Source organism: Paenibacillus sedimenti (genome assembly GCF_014534655.1).
GTDB classification, from domain to species: Bacteria; Bacillota; Bacilli; order Paenibacillales; family NBRC-103111; genus Paenibacillus_E; species Paenibacillus_E sedimenti.
This window is the reverse complement of record NZ_JACVVD010000004.1, coordinates 525,408-545,506: the sequence shown is the minus strand read 5'-3', so window position 1 is coordinate 545,506 and position 20,099 is coordinate 525,408. Positions and strand designations below refer to the sequence as shown.

Annotated in this window: 13 protein-coding genes and 1 pseudogene; 8 read left to right on the top strand and 6 right to left on the bottom strand. The window is 47.5% G+C overall.

What is annotated here, in order from left to right:
* Window positions 1-122 precede the first annotated feature (122 nt).
* The gene (locus tag ICC18_RS15310; protein WP_188175280.1) at window positions 123-1,772 is read left to right on the top strand and encodes a response regulator; all 1,650 of its coding nucleotides are present in this window, start codon (window positions 123-125) and stop codon (window positions 1,770-1,772) included.
* A gap of 11 nt (window positions 1,773-1,783) precedes the next feature.
* On the top strand, window positions 1,784-3,604 hold the full coding sequence (locus ICC18_RS15305; RefSeq protein WP_188175279.1) for a sensor histidine kinase: 1,821 nt from the start codon (window positions 1,784-1,786) through the stop codon (window positions 3,602-3,604).
* Between the two features lie 117 nt (window positions 3,605-3,721).
* Here ICC18_RS15305 and ICC18_RS15300 read toward each other — a convergent pair whose 3' ends face one another.
* The 6 genes from ICC18_RS15300 to ICC18_RS15275 all read right to left on the bottom strand — a co-directional run bounded on the left by ICC18_RS15300 (window position 3,722) and on the right by ICC18_RS15275 (window position 12,661).
* Window positions 3,722-4,564: a carbohydrate ABC transporter permease gene (locus tag ICC18_RS15300; protein WP_188175278.1), complete on the bottom strand. Its 843-nt coding sequence runs from the start codon at window positions 4,562-4,564 to the stop codon at window positions 3,722-3,724.
* An 11-nt stretch (window positions 4,565-4,575) separates the two neighbouring features.
* Window positions 4,576-5,454: a carbohydrate ABC transporter permease gene (locus ICC18_RS15295; RefSeq protein WP_188175277.1), complete on the bottom strand. Its 879-nt coding sequence runs from the start codon at window positions 5,452-5,454 to the stop codon at window positions 4,576-4,578.
* Window positions 5,455-5,534: 80 nt separating this feature from the next.
* Window positions 5,535-6,869, bottom strand: coding sequence for an ABC transporter substrate-binding protein (locus tag ICC18_RS15290; RefSeq protein WP_188175276.1), 1,335 nt, complete (start codon window positions 6,867-6,869; stop codon window positions 5,535-5,537).
* A 122-nt stretch (window positions 6,870-6,991) separates the two neighbouring features.
* Window positions 6,992-8,578 (bottom strand): response regulator, encoded by a 1,587-nt coding sequence (locus ICC18_RS15285; protein WP_188175275.1) that lies wholly within the window; start codon window positions 8,576-8,578, stop codon window positions 6,992-6,994.
* Entirely contained in the window at window positions 8,579-10,381 is a 1,803-nt protein-coding gene (locus ICC18_RS15280) for a sensor histidine kinase (RefSeq protein ID WP_188175274.1), read from the bottom strand.
* Window positions 10,382-10,459: 78 nt separating this feature from the next.
* Complete coding sequence (locus ICC18_RS15275; RefSeq protein WP_188175273.1) at window positions 10,460-12,661, bottom strand: alpha-galactosidase; 2,202 nt, start codon at window positions 12,659-12,661, stop codon at window positions 10,460-10,462.
* Window positions 12,662-12,972: 311 nt separating this feature from the next.
* On the opposite strand from ICC18_RS15275, the pseudogene ICC18_RS33745 reads away from it, so the two are divergent.
* The 6 genes and pseudogenes from ICC18_RS33745 to ICC18_RS15250 form a co-directional block, all read left to right on the top strand.
* Window positions 12,973-13,776 (top strand): annotated as a pseudogene (locus ICC18_RS33745) (glycoside hydrolase family 43 protein); the annotation flags it as partial.
* Between the two features lie 69 nt (window positions 13,777-13,845).
* On the top strand, window positions 13,846-14,790 hold the full coding sequence (locus ICC18_RS33740) for a glycoside hydrolase family 43 protein (RefSeq protein ID WP_312029537.1): 945 nt from the start codon (window positions 13,846-13,848) through the stop codon (window positions 14,788-14,790).
* 636 nt (window positions 14,791-15,426) lie between these two features.
* Window positions 15,427-16,467, top strand: coding sequence for a glycoside hydrolase family 88/105 protein (locus ICC18_RS15265; protein WP_188175271.1), 1,041 nt, complete (start codon window positions 15,427-15,429; stop codon window positions 16,465-16,467).
* A gap of 142 nt (window positions 16,468-16,609) precedes the next feature.
* Complete coding sequence (locus tag ICC18_RS15260; protein WP_188175270.1) at window positions 16,610-17,527, top strand: ABC transporter permease; 918 nt, start codon at window positions 16,610-16,612, stop codon at window positions 17,525-17,527.
* A gap of 1 nt (window position 17,528) precedes the next feature.
* Window positions 17,529-18,401: a carbohydrate ABC transporter permease gene (locus ICC18_RS15255; RefSeq protein ID WP_188175269.1), complete on the top strand. Its 873-nt coding sequence runs from the start codon at window positions 17,529-17,531 to the stop codon at window positions 18,399-18,401.
* 62 nt (window positions 18,402-18,463) lie between these two features.
* The gene (locus ICC18_RS15250) at window positions 18,464-20,077 is read left to right on the top strand and encodes an extracellular solute-binding protein (protein ID WP_188175268.1); all 1,614 of its coding nucleotides are present in this window, start codon (window positions 18,464-18,466) and stop codon (window positions 20,075-20,077) included.
* Window positions 20,078-20,099 lie beyond the last annotated feature (22 nt).

Sequence of the window (20,099 nt, the reverse complement as noted above, 5' to 3'; positions counted from 1 at the left end):
TTTTAAGCTAGTTATATATTGCCGTCGAGTTCGGCTTTTTAACTATGTTATAATAAGTATCAATCAATTGAATGCGTTTACATTATGTATTCATCTTTGTAAGTACTTGGGGGTGTACCGCTGTGTTTTCATTACTGGTTGTGGATGATGAGCCGAGACAAGTGAAAGCGTTAGCATCTATTATTCGTCAATTAAAGCCCCATTATCAAATTTCCGGAGCTTTGGACGGGGAAGACGCGTTGGAAATTCTTCAAAATAACTCGTTAGACATCGTCATCAGCGACGTTCGTATGCCCGGTATCGACGGGATTGCTTTAACAGGTCTGATATCGCGGATGGAAGCCCCTCCTAAGGTCATCCTCTTAACCGGTTTCGACGAGTTTCAATTTGCGGTCCAAGCGTTACGCTACCGGGCTTTTGATTATTTGCTCAAACCTATCGGAAAGTCCGAGCTCATCGATTTGCTTGAACGGCTGGAAGCCACTCTTCTGGAAGAACGCAATGAAAAACAGAGGATGGCAACCATTCAGAAAAAGCTTACATCCTCGTTGCCCGTCTATGAGGACCATCTTTTGAATCTGTGGATCGAGGAGCAGGCGAACGATCAAGAGCTGGAAGAAATTAACGATCGCTTCTTTGGGAGTGACGGCTCCGGCCTTATTCTCGTTTCCGAGTTGAATGGCATGGTCTCTTCGGGTGAGGAAGCATCGGTAAAGGAAGCATCGTCTTCCCTGGCTATGTTTCGGGATATGATGCTGCGGCAATTAGGCGAATTCGGAAACATCCATGCCGTTTTTCAATCGGAGAACGATTCGCATTCGCTTGTGGCAGCCGTTTCACTGCCGTCCAAATCCGTACAGAACTTCCGTCAGTTGGAGCTTCGGATGGACAACCTGATTTCCGAATTTCATTCAGAAACCGGCGTGGATGTTACGATTAGTATAGGTCCGGAAGTCGAGCGGTTCATGGAGTGCGCCCCGTTTTCGTACAAACAAGCGAAAATGGCTTTGAAACAGAGGTTTTATGCAGGAGTGAGAAAGGTAATTTCAAATGCGCTTGCCCCTGCCTTCAATACCCGGTTTCCTTTTAAAGAAGAATTTGCTTTCATTTCAAATGCCATGCATAATCAGGATCGTTTCAATCTCAGCAGAGCCGTTAACGACCATATCGACAAGCTCAAGCTGCAGCAGTGCGACCCTGACCTCCTGCGGGAAGAATGGTACGTATTTATGCTTCATTTGGCTAAAGCCGTCAGAAATCATTTTCATGATGAGGAATTTGCCAGGTGGCTGGCGGAAACCAAAATAAGATTATACAGCTGCAGGGATTATTTTGAGTTGAAGAAAGTGCTGCTGCAATTTTTAGTCAAGATTATGGAAGTGGAAGAACGGCAATCGAAAAATCAGCATCAGCAGATCATCGATCAATGTATCCGGTATTTGTCCAATCATTATCAGGAAGACCTGTCACTGGAGGATATTTCACAAAAGTTCCACTTTCATCCTTCCTATTTCAGTACGATCTTCAAATCGGTGGCCGGTATCGGTTTCTCGGAATATATGCAAAGAGTACGGATCGATCGAGCGAAACAGCTTATCCTTAAAACGGACTATAAGATGGCGGATATTGCCATTAAAGTCGGGTATAGAGACGCCGCGTACTTTACCAAAATTTTCAAAAAAGAAACGGGTACCTCACCATATAAATATAAACGGATTCATGCCCAAAACAGTAACGCTTACGAAGCAAGTTTTTCTAACGAAAAACTCTGAGGAGATTGCAGATGAGGTTATCCTTCTACAAGAATATAAGCCTTCGAACGCAGTTCCTGGTGCTTTTTATTGTATTAATTACTCTGACTCTTGGAATTTTCGGGTTTAGGTATTACGCGATCAGTACGTCCGTTGTTACCGACATTGCGGAGAAGAATGCTTATCAAATCGTGAAGAAGAGCAATGAAACTATTGATACGAAGTTGTCCTTGATTCGTCAAAATATCATAGCTTTCACCAACGATAAGGAACTATATCAAGCATTTTCCGATGTGTCGCCTGATAATGACGAGAATATTCTCTTGTTGGATCGCACCGTTAGCCAAATCATCAAAAAATATTTCTCCCATTCACAGGATATTTATTCAGTTCAATTGGCTACAAGCTATTTCACATTCGGACCGACTACGTTCTACAGCGGAGAATATGGGAAAGGCTTTATCCCTGCGGCTTCTTTCAAGGAATCCCGGATCTATCGGACGGCTGCCGACAACAAAGGGAAAATCGTTTGGATGCCTACCTACAACTTCGTCGACATGTATAATGTTTCTTACTTGAGAGATGTGAAGATCGACTATCAGCATATGTTTTCTGCTGTAGAAATGTTGGATGGAGCGATTACGGACGGAAGTATTTATCTCACGCTTCCGCAGGGTGTCGAATCGCCCGTGTTGCTCGTAAATTTTAAAGAGGAGTTTTTTCAAAAGCTGCTCGATCAAAGCGTTCCATTCGAAGGAAGCTTCTATATGATTGTGAGTCCGGACGGCAGTGTGGTTTCCAGTCAGGCTGATGAACAGGTATCGACTCGTTTGTCAGCCCCCTGGCTGCAGAAGGTTTTAAGCGCGAAGAGCGGTATTAATGTTTTCACTATTAACGGTAAGAAAATGATCGTATGCTTCGATTCGTCACAAGTGACGGGTTGGACTTCCATCATTGCTTTCCCTTCCGAACAGTTGGTAGGGAAGATCATTGCCGCTATGCGGTCTTATTTTTTATACTCGGCTTTTATTATCGTTATCATCGCAGTTATTACGTCTTATTTAATATCAGGTAGAATTACTAATCCTATACGAAAATTAACGCGCGCTGTGAACAAGACGGGGAAGGGAGACTTTGAGGTAAAGCTCCCGGAAATTGGGACAAGCGAGTTTCGTATCCTCATTCATAATTTTAACCTGATGAACGAGCGCATCGGGAAGCTGATTGAAGAGAATTATGAAATCAAAATCAGGGAGCGGGATGCGGAGATCACCGCCTTAAATCTTCAGTTGGATCCTCACTTTATGTACAATACGTTAAATTTGGTTAATTTGGTGGCATTGGAAAATGGACAAGACGAGATCAGCGAAATGATCGTCAGTTTGTCCAAGATGCTGAAATATACGGTGAAAAACAACAAAGATCTGGTTCTATTCGAGGAGGATTTTGCCTATCTTCAAGGTTATATTTATCTGATGTCCAAACGATTTGAAGGGAAAATCGACGTTGTGACTGAGGTTGAGCCAGGGATACTCGCTACGACAGTTCCCAAGTTTCTGCTGCAGCCCTTTGTAGAGAACGCTTTTGTTCATGGTTTCAGTTCTACGCGCAGCGGTGGCCGGTTGGTCATTACAGGCAAAATTGCAGGCGGGGCAAGGCAGTTCGTCATTGAGGACAATGGCAAAGGTATTTCTCGGGAAAAGGTTTTGGAAATTAGCCATGATTCAAGCAGCTCGTTAGGTATGAAAAATGTGCACCAACGCATTCAAATCATTTACGGCGACCCTTACGGAATTGACATTCAATCCAGGTTAGGTTCCGGCACCACTGTTACGATCACACTTCCGTTATAATCGGAACATTGAAATATTATCAGTCAGATGATGTTTGAGATCATCTGCATAGCTGGAGAGCAAATGAAAACTGAGAGTGTTTGCAGACGCTCTCAGTTTTATCTTGATATCATGCCCTCAACCTTTCACAGCAGACCCTACAGTCAAAGCCTTTTCCACCTGTTCACTAAAAAGCACGTAAACGAGTACCGTTGGCAGGCTGGCAATCGTCATTGCCGCTCCCATTGCGCCCCAGTTCGTCGTAAACTGCCCTTGGAAGAAAAGCAATCCCAGGGGGAGCGTCTTCAAGGACTCTTTTGTAATCAAAATCAAGGCCATCGTGAACTCATTCCACGCCGATAAAAACACGAAGATCACCATGGTCGCCATCGCCGGCTTAATAATCGGCAAAATAATTGTGTAAAAAGTCCGGTATATGCTCGCGCCATCCATACAAGCGGACTCCTCCAGCTCTACGGGAATACTTCGAAAAAAGCCGTAAAAAACCATACTCGCGAACGAGATATTAAAAGCGATATAAGGTATGATTAATGCGCCATACGTATTGGCCAAATGGAACTCCCGAACAAGAATCGCAAGCGGGATCATAATCACCTGAACGGGAATAAACATGCCGATGACCACATAAATGCGAGCGATCTCCTTGAAGCGCCAATGCATTCTAGCGACTGCATAAGAAAACGTAACTGAAAGGAGGATCGTACCTATTACGGTTGATATGGCCACCAAAAGGCTGTTGCCGAAATAAACGGGTACGTTAAACCGTGACCAGGCCTCCGTGTAATTTTCGATTCGGAAATTCGTCGGGAACCCGAAAGGATTCGTCACGAAAATCTCATTATTATTTTTCAATGAATAGAATACCATCCAGAGTAGAGGATATACGCTTAAAGCCGCGTATAACCATAGAAAAGCTCCGAGAAGCGGATTCTTCTTTCTTAGCTTGATAATTGTTTGCATCTTCTACCTCCTTAAAAAGTAATCCGCTCACGTGCTATGAGACGATTGATGACAATTGTCACGATTAAACATTCGACGACAAGAAAAGCGGCAGCAGCGCTTCCGTATCCGAACTCTCCAACCCTAAAGGCCGAGCGGTACATCAGATACGTCAGTGTATAAGTGGAATTTCCAGGTCCGCCTCCCGTCATGATAAACATGTTAGCGAACGCATTTAGACCGCCTGTAACAGCCAATACCAAGCAAAATTTGTACGTTTCAGCGAGCATTGGGATCGTAATTTTTATGTGTGCCTTGAACTTGGATGCCCCATCAATACGCGCCGCCTCCAGGTACTGCTCCGGCACTGATTTGACTGCAGCCAATAGCAGCGCAAACTGATAGCCCATGTACTGCCAAGCGTTTACAAACGCAATCGCGAAGATGGCCGTCTTGCTATTTGTCAGCCAATCTTGCCGGTAGGAGATGCCTAACGCCTCGAAGACTTTATTGATGAGTCCGTACTCACTGTTATACATGGCGAGCCAAAGCTGACAGACGACTGTAATCGATAAAACGACAGGAATAAAATAGCTGATGCGCAACAACTTGCTTCCTTTGAACCCCTCAGCTACGGCGAAAGCCAGCAACGTACCAATGCCAATCTGTACGACCGCCAAGACTGCCGCAAACACAATGCCGTTGTACAGCGAAGTGTAAAAAATGCTGTCTTGAAACAACCGAATGTAATTGTCAAAAAATATAAACGTACCCTGACTTAATCCATCCCACTCTTGGGTGCTTCGATAGAACGTCTGGATAATTGGATAAAATACGATGATTGTATACAAAAGGAGCGCAGGCAGCGTGAATAAAAGTATGGCTGGTTTGTTTCCCAGGAATTTGCTCATGTCATCACTTCCTCTATTTATTAAGAAAACCCACACCGGCTCAAGCGATCCAGTGTGAGTCCCCTTTTTTTGGCCATTCTTTATTTCGCTGCAACTGCTTTATTGACATCTTTAACGAATTGATCCACGGTATAATTGCCTGTCAACAGGTTTTGCGCAGAGTCTTCGATCGCTGCTTTGAATTTAGGGTTGGATAAGCCCCAAGCGAATGCGGTTGTGCTTGTAATTTTAGGAATATCTTGCGACAACTGCTCCATCATCGGCGGGAACTGTTTCACTACCGGTTTATCGACCTTTGTCGCAACAATCGGATTACTACGGTTGGTGAATTTGTATTCGGCATATTTCAATGAGATAAAGGCAGCCACTTTAGCCGCAAGTTCTTTATCTTTCGTATTTGCGGATACGGCATATCCGCCCGGGCCGCCGCTGCCGCTGAATGCCGTTTTACCCTTTTCGTAAGCACCTGCATCCGCTGCCGGAATATACATATAACCGACTTTATCACCCAATGCCTTTGTCGCGGCTTCGATCTCCCACTGACCATTGATGAACATCGCGGCTTTCCCTTCATGGAACAACGCAGCCGCTTGATCATAGTTCAGGTTGGTCGCACCCTTAGGCAGCATGCCGGCTTTAACAAGCGCAATAATTTGTTCAGCTGCCGATTTGTAGGCCGCATCTTCGACATTCGCTTGACCTTTATCCAGCTTCTTAATGCCGGCTGGCTCAGCGCGGGTAACGAACATATCATAGAGGGCTACGCAAGGCCATTTTTCTTTGGCGAAAATAGAGAGCGGCGTAATGCCTTTGCCATTGAAGGTTTTCACGGCGGCCATCATTTCATCATAAGTGGTAGGCACTTTTACGCCATTTTGCTGGAATAATTCCTTGTTGTAGTACAAGAGATTCACTTCGTTACCCGCATAAGGGAAGGCATAAGTGTGGCCGTCTTCAGTAACGAGAGTGTTCATAGCACTCGGCTGCATTTTATCTTTGAAGCCGAATTTGGTTACATATTCATCCAGGACAAGGATGTTGTTGGATTTTTTGAAGGTATCAATAATATCCAAACCGGATTGAAAAATATCGGGCAGGTTGCCGGTTGCTGCATAGGTTTTCAGCTTCTGGCCATCGTCTTGCGCTTGGATATCCAATTCCAGTTCGACATTCGGCATTTCTTTTTTCAACTCTGCAACAGCGTAGTCATAAGGGGATTTCGTATCTTCATCGGCATATTGCGCATAGATGCGAAGCTTGACCGGTTTTGCGTTACCTTCTTTGACTGCCGCAGTCGTAGCTGCTGGCGCAGGTGCGCTGGAACCGGCAGCCTCTTTCGTTGTATTCGAAGAGCTGCATGCCGCCAGACTGGATACAGCAAGCATACTTGCAAGAGTTACCGCCATTTTTTTCATTTTTTGGACCTCCCAATTGATCTTCTATTGTCTTGATAAACCGAGTATAGTCAAAAAATTTTACTTTGATAATGTAAAAACCGTGGGCTTCTTGTAAAATCCGCACATCGATGGCGTGGATGTCAATGCCGGTTGTTTTCATATTCACTAGGAGAATATCCGAAAAACTTCTTAAAGCTTTTACTGAGATAACTTGGGTCGCTAAAACCGATCATCTCGGCAATATCCGCGATTCGAATGTTACCTTTGCCCAGCAAGTCCTTTGCTTTATGCAGGCGAATATGTGTGACATAGTCGGTCACGGTCATGCCGAATTCTTTTTTGAAAACCGCCCGCAGGTAGCTGGAGTTAATGAATACTTGCTGTGCGATTTGCTCCAGTTGAAGCCCGGGGTCCGGATAGCTCTGCTCAATGTATGCTTTTGCCGCTTGCGCAATTTTAGAAGAGCGTGTCTTCTTGTGCTGGATGGTATATTGAACAGCCCGGGCGAAAAGCGCCATAATCCACTCAAAGGTTGCGTCAATGGATGCCATCTTTTTGATTTCGCTGTAGGGGAAAAACGACTCGCCGAAGCAGTCCTCAATCGGATGGCCCATTTCCGTTACATACGATAGACATACGGAAATAAGCCCCATACTAATGACATACGTATAATCAAGTGAAAGCCTTCTCTCGCGAATATCTTGGAACATATGCTCCAAGTGCGCATTGACTTTGTCCAGGTTATGCATACGGAGTTGAATCAAAAGCTCTTCATTCAATTCCGCCTTATAGAAAGCATGAGCACTCAAACTCTGAGTTCCGTAAGCAATGACACGATCTGTACCGAGTACGAATTTATTCTGGAGCGCCTCTAATGCTTCCAAGTAAGAACTGCGAATCCCTTTATAGCCCGACTGGCTGCGCCCTACACCAACGGTTATCGTCAACTTTAAATACTTATGAATTAAAAAACGAAGCTTTTCATAACCGTCCAGAGCCGGTATCTCGTGCTTCTGCCCGGAATGATGCTCCGCCAAACAAATAATCCGGCCTTCCGGACCGTTAAAAATCAGATGGTTCCCGCTCTCTTCAAGCGCCTCATTCAAAATATTGGTGACCGCATACTTCCACAGCAGTCGCTCGCTCACTTTATTCCATCTTTGATCCAGGTTATCGATCTCGATACAGGCTACGACGAAACAGGGGGCGTCGAACGATTCTCCAAATTGCTGAAGCTTAGACTCTGTTTCCGTGTCCGATTTATCATAGTCCGGACTCAGAAGATGATTCAGAAAGCTTTCTTTCATCAATTGCAAATTTTCCTTCAGCGTCGATTTTTCTTCCTGCGCTTTTAGGTGCTCCTTTTGCAATTTTAACAGCGTAAGTACCAACTCATCTTTAGAGAATGGCTTCAAGATATAGTCCTCAACGCCAAGCTTGAGTGCTTTGCGGGCGTAATCGAACTCGCTGTGACCTGTGATCAATACGACACTCGTCGCAGGGAAGCGCTCCTTTAACTGCTCCGTAAAGCTTAATCCATCCATAAAAGGCATCGTGATATCAACGAGCGCAATATCCGGACGATGCTTCTCTGTTAGCTCCAAAGCCTCAATACCGTTCTTGGCCTCTGCGCAAATTTCAAACCCGTACACTTCCCAATCGAGGGCCGTGCGCAAATATTCTCGAAAAATCGATTCATCGTCAACAATCATAATCTTCTGCATCATTTATCCTTCCTCGAAGCGAAAAGGGAGCCAAAGTGAGACCTCTGTGCCCATGCCTAACTCGCTCTCAATATGAATGCCATACTCCTCACCAAAATAAAGCTGTATTCGATCATGAACGTTTCGCAATCCGTAGCCGACAGCATGTTGCGTCACTGATGCTTTTATGAATTGAAGCGATTGAAGCCGCTCTGCGGACATGCCAATCCCGTCATCCGTTACTTTCAATCTAATCTTTCCGCATGCAAGTTCGCCTGTCACTTTAAGCAGCCCGAAGCTTCCCTTCGTTTTAAGACCATGGTAAATCGCGTTCTCAACAAGCGGTTGAATGGTTAACTTCGGTATAAGCCCTGTCATGATCTCGCTTGCAATGTCGAACTCAAAATTAAACACATCGGAGTACCGAATACGCTCTATGGATAAGTAATCCTTTACGTTGCGGATCTCTTCCTCGATGGTAATCGTTTCTCTTCCATTGCTGAGCGCAGCACGGTAAAAGTCGGCAAGCGATTTTGTCGTTCGCTGCACATCCCGGACTCTTCCCATCTCGGATAACGTGTAAATGACATCCAGCGTATTATATAAAAAATGAGGCTTAATTTGAGCCTGAATCAAAGCAAGCTCATATTCTCGCTTCTTTTTCTGTTCAAAGTTAATGTTGGTGAGGAGTTCTTGAATGCGTCTGATCATCGCATTGAAACCTGATGCCAGCAATCCGATCTCATCTTCGGAATCAACCTGAAATTCGATATCCAAATTTCCTTCTTTTACCCTTTTCATATGTTTGGTTAATGACATAATCGGCTTTGCAATAAGCTTGGACAGTATGCCTGCACCAAGTAAGGCAAAGAAAAGACAAACCGTGCCGATGATTATAATGAAAAGCGTTATTTTCCGTGTATCCGCCGTTAAGGATCGGAGAGGCGCCATAGAGATGAGCTTCCAGTCAAATCCAGGCACATCAGAGCTAACTACAACGGTTTTGCCATTCTGAAAAGAAGTCAGATCAGATGTGTTATCCGTCGAGACAATCCACTTTTTCATTTCGGGATCTGTCACTTCCTGCAGTAGCTCCTCAGGATGCTGCGACGAGATGACGACCCCTTTATGATCGGAAATGAAATAGCTGCCGTCTTGAATCGAGCCAATTTTTTGATAGATGGCAGATAGGGAGCTCTCTTTGATATTAAGCACAAGGATCCCCAGCTTTTGTCCGGTATTAATATTCACGATACGCTTGCCGAGCGTTATCACCGTTTCTTGAGCATCATGCGTCAAGTAATCCCTTCGCTGCATCGGAAACCAAATATTCATTCCGTTAGACGCATCAATATGCTTGAGTATGGCGCTGTCGCTTAAAGCTTCCGGGTTCCGTTCCATAGAAAGACTCGTACCGTAAATCCGGTTGTTCGTATCGATGAAAGCAGCCGATTGAACGTCAGGGAACACAAGCATCGCATAGCTAAGTTGATTCGTAATTTGCGTATACATTTGAAGACTCGGTACCACGCTCTCCGAAGACAGCTGGTCATCCATAATCACCTTATTGAAATTAATGGTCACCATATTCGCGAAGCTTTCAGCACTGGTCAACATACCAGTGATGCGTGTAATAATCAGCGAAGAGTTATCCGATACGTTCTTTATCGTCTTTTTGACAATCGCATTCGTATACATATGATTGGATATAAGTCCCAAAGCAAACAAAGGCACAAGGATCAGCGGAAAATAGATGAACATGATTTTATGGCGGATGAGCTGATTGCGTAACCAACTATTCGGATTTAACTTTCTGAGAAATAGCATAGACGCCCCCTTGTTTATTGAACGAATAGAAGGTTAAAAGGAACGCGAATCCCTCGGGATGCGTTCCTTCAATGTCAGTCATATTGCGGAAGAGTTTGACTTGAGGAGCCAAATTTTACTTTGAAAATCTCCATGCAGCCCGGAGACGTGAAGGCCTGCATACATGAGATGGTTACCTGGGTAGTTCCCTGCCAAACCGGTGACTTCGTAATCAAGATTCGGGTCAATCCCCTTGAGTTTCAGCCACTTTAGCGGCGGATTTGGATCTGCAAGGACGCGAAAGTAGGCGACCATGGCTTCGGATTTATCTTCGGAGACAATGATCCATGCAGTTTCGTTCCCTTCGAATGGGCTCAGCAAACGATACATGTCTCCGAATTGGACGAGTGGCCGGATTTGCTTATACAGTGCGATCTGTTGTTTGACCTGATCATTTTCTTCATCTGAGAATTTCGTCAGATCAAGTTCATAGCCGAAGTTACCGGACATGGCGACGTTCCCGCGCATCTCTAAAGAAGTCATGCGATGCACCTGATGGTTAGGAACTGCGGATACATGGGCTCCCATCGTGCTGATGGGATATACGATGCTGGTCCCGTACTGGATTTTCAAACGTGAAACCGCGTCGCTGTTATCGCTGGTCCATGTTTGCGGCATGTAATGCAGCATGCCGGGATCGAAGCGGCCGCCTCCGCCCGAGCAACTTTCGAATAAAATATCCGGAAATTCCGAGGTTAACGTTTCCAACACGCTGTAAAGTCCGAGCATGTAACGGTGCGCGGTTTCCCGCTGCCTTTGCGGAGGCAACGATGCCGAACCGATTTCCGTCATGTTCCGGTTCATGTCCCACTTGACATAGGTAATAGGGGCGCTACGAAGAATATTTCGGATCATGCCCGTAATAGCCTCACATACATCTGTACGGGAGAAGTCCAGAATTAATTGCTGACGCCCTTCCGTCCTTCTGCGGCCCGGTACATGCAGGCACCAGTCGGGGTGTCGCCGGTACAAGTCACTATCTGGCGAGATCATTTCCGGCTCAAACCACAACCCGAACTGAAGCCCCAATTCATTGACTCTGCTGACCAGATCCTCAAGCCCGCCCGGCAGCTTCGCTTTATCTACGAACCAATCCCCTAACGAGCTGTTATCACTGTCGCGTTTCCCGAACCAGCCATCGTCGAGAACGAACAATTCAATCCCCAGCTCGCGTCCGGCACGGGCGATGCTTTCGATTTTATCCGCGTTAAATTGAAAATAGGTCGCTTCCCAATTATTGACCAGTACCGGTCTGGTTCGATCGCGGAATTGGCCGCGACAAAGCCGGGTTCGATACAACTTGTGATACGTCCGCGACATTTCGCCAAGTCCTCTGCTTGCGTATACCATCACTGCTTCCGGTGTTTGAAATTGTTCGCCGGGTTCCAGCAGCCAGCTGAAATCAAAAGGATTAATGCCCATCGATACACGCGTGCTGCCATAAGGCTCGACCTCTGCATGGGCAGCGAAGTTTCCGCTATATACCAAGCTGAAGCCATATACGTCGCCATGATCTTCATTCGCATCCTTGGCGAGCAGGGCAACGAACGGATTATGCTGATGACTGCTTGATCCGCGTCGGCTTTCAACGGTTATCTTACCGGGAGCTAAGACTCTTCGTTCCATATGCCGTTCTTTCGCCCAAGTGCCCGAAAGATGAAGTAAATCAAAATCGCTGTGCAAGAAGTCAACGCTCATACTAAGCGCTCGAAGCAGTTTCAACTCTTCGCTTCCTTCGTTCACGAAACGTACGGATCTCGTAATTGCGGCATGGTGCTCAAATATCGTATAGATAAGCACCGTCCGGAGCCCGATGCTGCGGTCAATCAGCTCCAGCTCTAACGTTTCTGCTTCAGCATCATCCTCAACATATACAGCCGGGAGTCCATCAAGCTTAGGTTTTCCTTGGTAAATGCGATGTTTATCGTATACAAGCTCAGTAATCGTTGAGCCATCCATTTGCGAGGCTTGATAAGCCGGCTCACGAAAATCGCTCGTTCCGTAAGCCGGATATTCCTGAGGCAGCGTATCAAAGGAAATGCTTCGATCTTCCGGAATCGGATTTGGCGAAAACGAGCATCTTTCCTGAAACTGCAAAATCGAGCCCAACTGTCCGTTTCTAATCGGGCGTCCCCAGTAAACATGCGCAGGGTAGGCGGATTTTACAAGTTGAATGACATAACTCATATGTTTAGTTTGTAAGTGAAACACACCGTGTGCCGTATCGAATGAAATTGTCATGTTATCCCTCCTACTCCATATTATCTAACATGCTCTTGAGCAAAACTATGGAGATAATGCGCAATAATATGGACAAATGTAGTTAAATTCATTTTATTCCTGCTGTTGATTTTCAACAATGGGACAATTTTTGGGATTGGAGATTTGCGTTATAAATCGATGGATACTTGAAATGAATTACAGCGGCGATAACCACAAAAAGGTCAAGGACTTGTTTAAGTTCCTTGACCTTTCTAATGGAGGAGGATTCCCCACTATGGTTGTAGAACAATAGCAAATGTCGAAAAATTGCGAAATTTAAGGAGAGCGCTATGCTGACCAAAGAACAAATTCAAATCCGCGATCCGTTCGTACTGACCGTAAAAGATAGGAAAAAGTACTTTCTTTACGGAACTACGGACAAAAATGTATGGGAAGGAAAAGCAACCGGCTTTGATGTGTATATGAGCGACGATCTTGATCGCTGGGAAGGACCTTACCCTGCTTTTCGGCCGGAAGAAGGATTCTGGGCGGACCGGCATTACTGGGCTCCTGAAGTGTACATCTATGAAGGCAAGTTTTATATGTTTGCCAGCTTTAAGGCGGACGGCACATGCAGGGGCACGCAAATTCTCGTATCCGATAATCCGGTCGGGCCTTTCCGGCCTCATTCGGACGGACCGGTCACGCCTGGCGATTGGGAGTGCTTGGACGGGACGCTGTATGTCGACGGTGCCGGAAAGCCTTGGATGATCTTTTGCCATGAATGGCTGCAGGTGCAGGACGGCGAAATGTGTGCCTTGCCACTAAGCGGGGACTTGAAATCCGCTGACGGAGAGCCTGTGCTATTATTTCATGCTTCCGATGCGCCGTGGGCTGTTGGAAGCGGTGCCGCATCAAACGGGAAAAAGAACTTCGTAACGGACGGACCCTACTTGCACCGCGCGGCAAACGGGGATCTCCTGATGCTGTGGTCAAGCCACGGAGCGAACGGTTATGCGATCGGTATCGCCCGTTCGGATACAGGTGACATCAGGGGGCCTTGGGTGCAAGACCGCGAGCCGTTATTCGGGCAAGACGGAGGTCACGGCATGCTGTTTACCACGTTCGAAGGGGAATTGATGCTGGCTATTCACAGACCCAATAAGACTCCGAATGAAAGGCCGCTATTTTTGCCGATATGCGAGGAGAACGGCCGGTTAAGCATCAAGCGGCAATTCCGCAATCCGATCGTCGAGCAGCGGGCAGACCCGTGGATTTACAAGCATACAGACGGCTACTATTATTTTACCGCTTCGGTTCCCGCGTACGACTGCATCGAGCTTAGAAGGGCAAGAACGATTCAGGAGCTCGGGAACGCCGAACCGGCCGTCATTTGGCGAAAACACGCGAAGGGGAGAATGAGCGCGCATATTTGGGCGCCTGAAATCCATTATTTCGACGGCAAATGGTACATCCATTTTGCTGCCGGAGGCTCGGATGAGAACGAGAAGGAAGTATGGCAGCACCGCATGTATGTTCTTGAAAATGATGCGGCCAATCCGCTGGAACCGACATGGGTGGAAAAGGGCCAGCTTCGGACCAATTGGGAATCCTTCTCTTTGGATGCCACAACCTTCGAGCATCGAGGCGTAAGGTATTTGGTTTGGGCGCAGGAGGGCCCGGACAAGCAAGGAAATTCCAATTTGTATATCGCCGAAATGTCCGATCCATGGACGATTCGAGGCAAGCAGGTCTTGCTTTCAAAGCCGGAATTTGCATGGGAAACCGTAGGCTTCCGGGTGAACGAAGGGCCTGCGGTACTCAAGAAGAACGGGAAAATATTCATCAGCTATTCGGCAAGCGCAACGGACAGCAATTATTGCATGGGGCTGCTGACAGCTTTGGATACCAGTGATTTGTTAGATCCGCATTCATGGACTAAATCGCCGGAGCCTGTGTTCCGGTCGAGTGAAGAAACCGGACAATACGGCCCGGGCCACAACAGCTTCACCGTTTCGGAGGATGGATCGGCCGATATTCTGGTATATCATTCGCGAAGCTACAAGCAAATCGTGGGCGATCCGCTGTATGATCCCAATCGCCATACACGCGTGCAAGTATTGAATTGGAATGAGGACGGAACTCCGAACTTCGCCATACCAAAATGAATACCGAATCAAGAACGCCACCGCATGATGCGGCGGCCAGATTGTTGGCAAAGCCCCGTTTCCGGGGCTTTTTGTTGTATGCCTTACAGTCGCACAATCCAGGTGGTTCAAATCCAGCAGCGGAAAGCATTCGTTTTGCACAACCGGCAAGGCATCTTTATCAAAGGCTCTTTAAACTTAGTTGTTGATTTTCTTTATTTAAGTGACGGGACTTAAAAAAGAGCGGAACTGCGAAGGTTCATAAATCACAGAAACAACGATTTTGTATGAAATTTCATATAAAATCGGGCTCTTCGCTTCAATTAGAGCTTTTGTGTATGATTTTTCGAGTATAACTATGGAAATTACCGTTTGAAGGATAAATCTGTATGATTTTTCGAGTATATATATGGGGTAACGATAGTTTCGAATTGATCGCTAATTGTTTAGGTGGTTTTTCTAATGGTTAGAAATCAACAATGAAGAATAACAAAGCTTTATCAAAAAAAGTATGCGATCACAAAAAATGAAGGCAAGTAAAAACCGAAAAAGCATAGCCGCCAAAACATTGAAGATATTCTTTATCCGTGCGGCATGCTACATTGGGTACGAAAGTTTGAATGCGGTTTCATGAACATTGGTAACGGAGGATAACGGATGGATTTGAATCTACAGGAGCAAGCGGTCCGCGTATTTGATTATATGCGGAAGGACTATCCGGGAAGGTGGGGGCTTGATTTGAACGCATGGGACTGGGTGCCCGGCGTCGGCGTGACGGCAATCGCGGACTATGGCCACAGGACCGGACGCCAGGACGTGCTGGAATTTGTGCTTGGATGGGAGAGAAGAAACCGGGTCAAGTCGGCAGGGGGAAAAGTGATCAACTCCATCGTACCGTACGCAGTGTATGCGCCGTTATACCGGCATACGGGGGATTCCTATTATATGGAAGCCTCACACCGCCTCGCCGAATGGCTGCTGAACGAGGCGCCGAGGACGCGGGAGCGGGCATTCGAGCACACGGTAACGGAGAACGCGGAGTTTCCCGAGCAGGTGTGGGCGGATACGGTATTCATGGCGGTACTGTTTCTGGCGCGAACCGCAAGGCTGACAGGCAGCGCCGACTATGCCGCGGAAGCCGTCCAGCAGACTCTGATCCACTTGCAGCTGCTGCAGGACCGGGAAACCGGCGTACTGTTTCACGGCTGGAATTGCATCTCAGCGAACCATATGTCCGCTGCCCGCTGGACGCGCGCGAATGCCTGGATTGCCTTGGGACTGCCGGAAATCCTGCACGAAATACGCGGGCTGACGAACATTCCGCCCGAATTGACGGACCGGTACAAACGGATGATGGAAGGCATCGTCCGCTTTCAGCAGGATGACGGTTTGTGGAGCACCGTGATGGACCGTCCGGACTTTTACCGCGAAACCTCCGGCAGCGCAGGCATTGCCTGCGGCATCATGCGCGGCATCCGCGAAGGGCTGCTCGATTCCGGCCTGCGGCCTGCCGCCGACAGGGCGTTTCAAGCTGTGCTCGGACGCATTGCTGCGGACGGGGAAGTGCTTGGCGTTTCCGGCGGGACGGCGGTTTTGGCAACGGTAGACGCATATAACGCGATCCCATGCTATCCGACGCAGTACGGGCAGGGATTGACGCTGATGCTGCTAAACAGTTTCCTGACAAAAATTGAATGACATCACAAAAAAAGACGATGCCAAAAACCGGACAAAAGCAGCATCGAACAAAAAGTGCAGAATTGCATCCCGCTATCCGTCTGCTACCTTATGGGTATCGGTCCGATCATTTCATCTGGAAGAGGGAGAAGGGAGAAGGCATATGCAGCCAAGAACACGAGGTTGGCGGAAGCAATGGGACAGGGACAAATATTTGTACATGCTTCTCATTCCCGTAGCCTTGTATTTTATCATCTTTAAATATGTGCCGATGCTCGGCGAAGTGATGGCGTTTAAAAATTATCGTTTGGCCGAAGGCATTTGGGGAAGTCCCTGGGTAGGTTTCGATCAATTCAGGAAGCTGTTTACGAGCCGTGACTTTTACATTATCTTAAGAAACACGCTGCTTCTGAATGTGTACAGTCTCGTTTTCGCTTTCCCGGTTCCGATCGTGCTGGCGCTCATGCTGAATGAACTTCGTACGGAATGGTACAAGCGGATGCTGCAAAATTTCCTGTACATTCCGCATTTTATGTCATGGGTTGTGCTTGGCGGGATCGTCATTGCGCTCTTGTCGCCAAGTACCGGGGTCGTAAACGCAGTCCTGAAGCTGTTCGGGCTGGAAGCGATTTATTTTATGGCCAGCACCTTTTGGTGGCCCGTGTCTTTCGTCGGCTCGAGCATTTGGCGGGAAGCCGGCTTCGGGACAATCCTGTACCTTGCCGCAATGGCCTCCATCAACCCGCAGCTCTATGAAGCCGCGGCGATGGACGGAGCGGGAAAGCTGAGGCAGATTTGGCATATCACGCTGCCCGGCATCCGCAGTACCGTTGCGATATTACTTGTACTGCAGGTGGGGCGTATGATGGACGTCGGCTTTGAGCACGTGTTTGCGCTGCAAAATTCAACTGTAACCAGTGTCGCCGAAGTGATCAGCACTTATGTGTACAATCGCGGTATCGTTGGACTGCAGTACAGCTACACGACCGCACTGGGCCTATTTCAATCGATAGTCGCTTTAATTCTGGTCGTTTCGGTCAATCGTTTGATCCGGGCGATGGGGGAACGGGGGTTATGGTAGCATGATCCATTCATCCAAACGGTCTCAAGTGTTAATTGCGATTTTGCTGGCAGTCTTCGCCTGCGCAACGCTGTTTCCGTTCATCAACGTGTTGGCCGTTTCATTCAGCAGCAGCCGTGCGATCAACGCGGGCGAGGTGTATCTTTGGCCGATCGAGTTCAACCTCGATGCTTACAGAAACCTATGGCTCGACGGGCAACTGCTCGTCGCGATGAAAAATACGGTCATCATTACAGTGGTCGGCACCGCCTTCAATATGCTGTTCACCGTCATGGCCGCGTATCCGCTGTCCAAACGGCGATTGAAGGGGCGCAACATCATGTTGATGGCCATCCTATTTACGATGCTGTTCGGCGGCGGGCTGATCCCGAACTTTCTGCTGATAAACGCACTCGGGCTGATCAACTCCTATTGGTCCCTGTGGCTTCCTGCGCTCATAAGCGCTTATAACATGTTTGTCATGAAATCGTTTTTCGAAGGGCTGCCCGAGGAAATGGAGGAATCGGCAGCCATGGACGGCGCTAAGGACTTGACGATTTTATGGAAGATCATTCTCCCTTTGTCTCTTCCGGTGATCGCCGCCCTGACCTTGTTTTACGCAGTAGGCTGGTGGAATTCATATTTGTCCGTGCTGATTTACATCAAAAGCACAGACAAATTGTCGGTGACGGTCAAGCTCTACCAAATGATTCAAAACGTCAGTTCGGAGCTGCTTAGCACAACGAACGGCGAAGGGGTCTCGCAAACGACCATCACGGCGGAAAGCGTACGGGCCGCGGCGATCGTCATCGCCATTTTACCGATTTTGTGCATTTACCCGTTCCTTCAGAAACACTTCGTCAAAGGGGTCTTGTTGGGCTCAGTAAAAGGGTAAGGTCATAATGGCTTGCAGCCTTGTGATAAATCAAGTATGTTGAAAAAAAGAGGAGGAGTCGCATGAAATCGGGTTTCAAGAAATGGATCGGGCTGGCGCTCCCGGCTTGCCTTGCATTGGTCGTAGCGATGTCCGGGTGCTCGAAAACCGGCGATACGACTGGAGCAAGCGGCAATGGCAACAGCGCAGCCCCAGCAGGCGCCAAGCAGGAGGATAAGTACGACAAGCTGCCGAAGGATGTCAGCATTTCGATGTTCGACAGGGGGCAAGTATCCAGCGACGAGGGGACGTATGAGGAGAACCGCTGGGTCAAATGGATTCGTGAGCAGTCCGGCATCAATCTCAAGGTCGTGCCCGTTCCGCGTAATCAGGCGCAAGAGAAATTGAATGTATTGGTTGCGTCCAACCAGGCGCCGGATCTCATCTGGGAATATGACCGCAATTATATCGGAAATCTGGTCACGCAAGGCGTCATACAGCCGATCGACGAGTATATTGACAAATATAGCACGTCTTACAAAAAATATTTGCAGGAAAATCCGGATCTGAAGCCGTATATTTCATTTGACGGCAAAATTTACGCCATGACCACCAAACGGACAATCAGCACCATTGCGAACCACGGTATATGGATCAGGCAGGATTGGCTCGACAAGCTCGGGTTGAAAACGCCTACAACGATGGACGAATTGATCGCGGTTGCCCAAGCGTTTAAAGATAATGACCCGGACGGCAACGGAAAGGCCGATACCGTTCCGATCGTCGGCTATACGTTTGGCGACGTAATTTCGGCGATGTTCGGCGCGGTCTGGGCCGACTGGTACCTCGAAGACGGCAAAATGAAATACGGGCCGACTCTCGACCGCTACGGCGATGCGCTTGCGACGGAGAAAAAGATGTACGACTTGGGTCTTCTCGACAAAGAACTGTTCACCGATAAAGACAATTCACGGACAAAGCAGCTTTGGACGACGGGCAAGGCGGGGATCTGCATGTGTCAATGGGGCGGCGGAACGGTTCAAGTCATGAACCGGGATCTGATGACGAACAACCCGAACGCACTGCTGGCCCCTCTGGAACCTGTATCTACGAAATACGGCAAATACGGTACCTACCAAGAGACGCCGGCCTTCATTTACGTAACGTTTAACAAGAACATGAAAAACCCGAAAGCTGCAATCCAATATTTGGATTGGATCATGGATAAAGGCTGGTTCTCGCTGAACTTCGGAACGGAAGGCACACACTATAAGCTGGTGAACGGAATTCCGCAAAAGACGGATAATGACAAGTTCAAGAAAGAAGTATTATATGCCAGCGAATACGGGGTTTTGAGACCGCTTATTGAAAAGGCGGAGGATTGGCCGATCAAAGCGGCGCAGGACCCGCTCTCCCAGAAGATTGCCAATCTGGAAGTGAAATCGCTCAATACCGTCTTGAAAAACAAGTTCCGCCGTGACATTCCTTACCAGCCGAACGTGATCGAAATCAACGAAGCGAAAGCGTCAATTAGGAAAACGATCGATGAAATTCGGGCAAAAACCGTCACTCAAAGCGGGTACACAGCGGAAAAGGCGCTTGAGGATCTCCGGAAAGAGTGGAAGCGTTTGGGCGGAGACAAAGCGGAGCAGCTGGCGCAGGAATGGTACGAGAAGAACAAGTCGAATTTTAAATAAATTTAAGACACCTAAAGGGGGG

What these genes read in the sequence shown, in the direction of transcription:
- ICC18_RS15280 (WP_188175274.1), bottom strand. Translation starts at nt 10,381, where the DNA reads ATGCTATTTCTCAGAAAGTTAAATCCGAATAGTTGGTTACGCAATCAG.
- ICC18_RS15300 (WP_188175278.1), bottom strand. Translation starts at nt 4,564, where the DNA reads ATGCAAACAATTATCAAGCTAAGAAAGAAGAATCCGCTTCTCGGAGCT.
- ICC18_RS15275 (WP_188175273.1), bottom strand. Translation starts at nt 12,661, where the DNA reads ATGACAATTTCATTCGATACGGCACACGGTGTGTTTCACTTACAAACT.
- ICC18_RS15250 (WP_188175268.1), top strand. Translation starts at nt 18,464, where the DNA reads ATGAAATCGGGTTTCAAGAAATGGATCGGGCTGGCGCTCCCGGCTTGC.
- ICC18_RS15305 (WP_188175279.1), top strand. Translation starts at nt 1,784, where the DNA reads ATGAGGTTATCCTTCTACAAGAATATAAGCCTTCGAACGCAGTTCCTG.
- ICC18_RS15260 (WP_188175270.1), top strand. Translation starts at nt 16,610, where the DNA reads ATGCAGCCAAGAACACGAGGTTGGCGGAAGCAATGGGACAGGGACAAA.
- ICC18_RS15255 (WP_188175269.1), top strand. Translation starts at nt 17,529, where the DNA reads ATGATCCATTCATCCAAACGGTCTCAAGTGTTAATTGCGATTTTGCTG.
- ICC18_RS15265 (WP_188175271.1), top strand. Translation starts at nt 15,427, where the DNA reads ATGGATTTGAATCTACAGGAGCAAGCGGTCCGCGTATTTGATTATATG.
- ICC18_RS15295 (WP_188175277.1), bottom strand. Translation starts at nt 5,454, where the DNA reads ATGAGCAAATTCCTGGGAAACAAACCAGCCATACTTTTATTCACGCTG.
- ICC18_RS15290 (WP_188175276.1), bottom strand. Translation starts at nt 6,869, where the DNA reads ATGAAAAAAATGGCGGTAACTCTTGCAAGTATGCTTGCTGTATCCAGT.
- ICC18_RS15285 (WP_188175275.1), bottom strand. Translation starts at nt 8,578, where the DNA reads ATGATGCAGAAGATTATGATTGTTGACGATGAATCGATTTTTCGAGAA.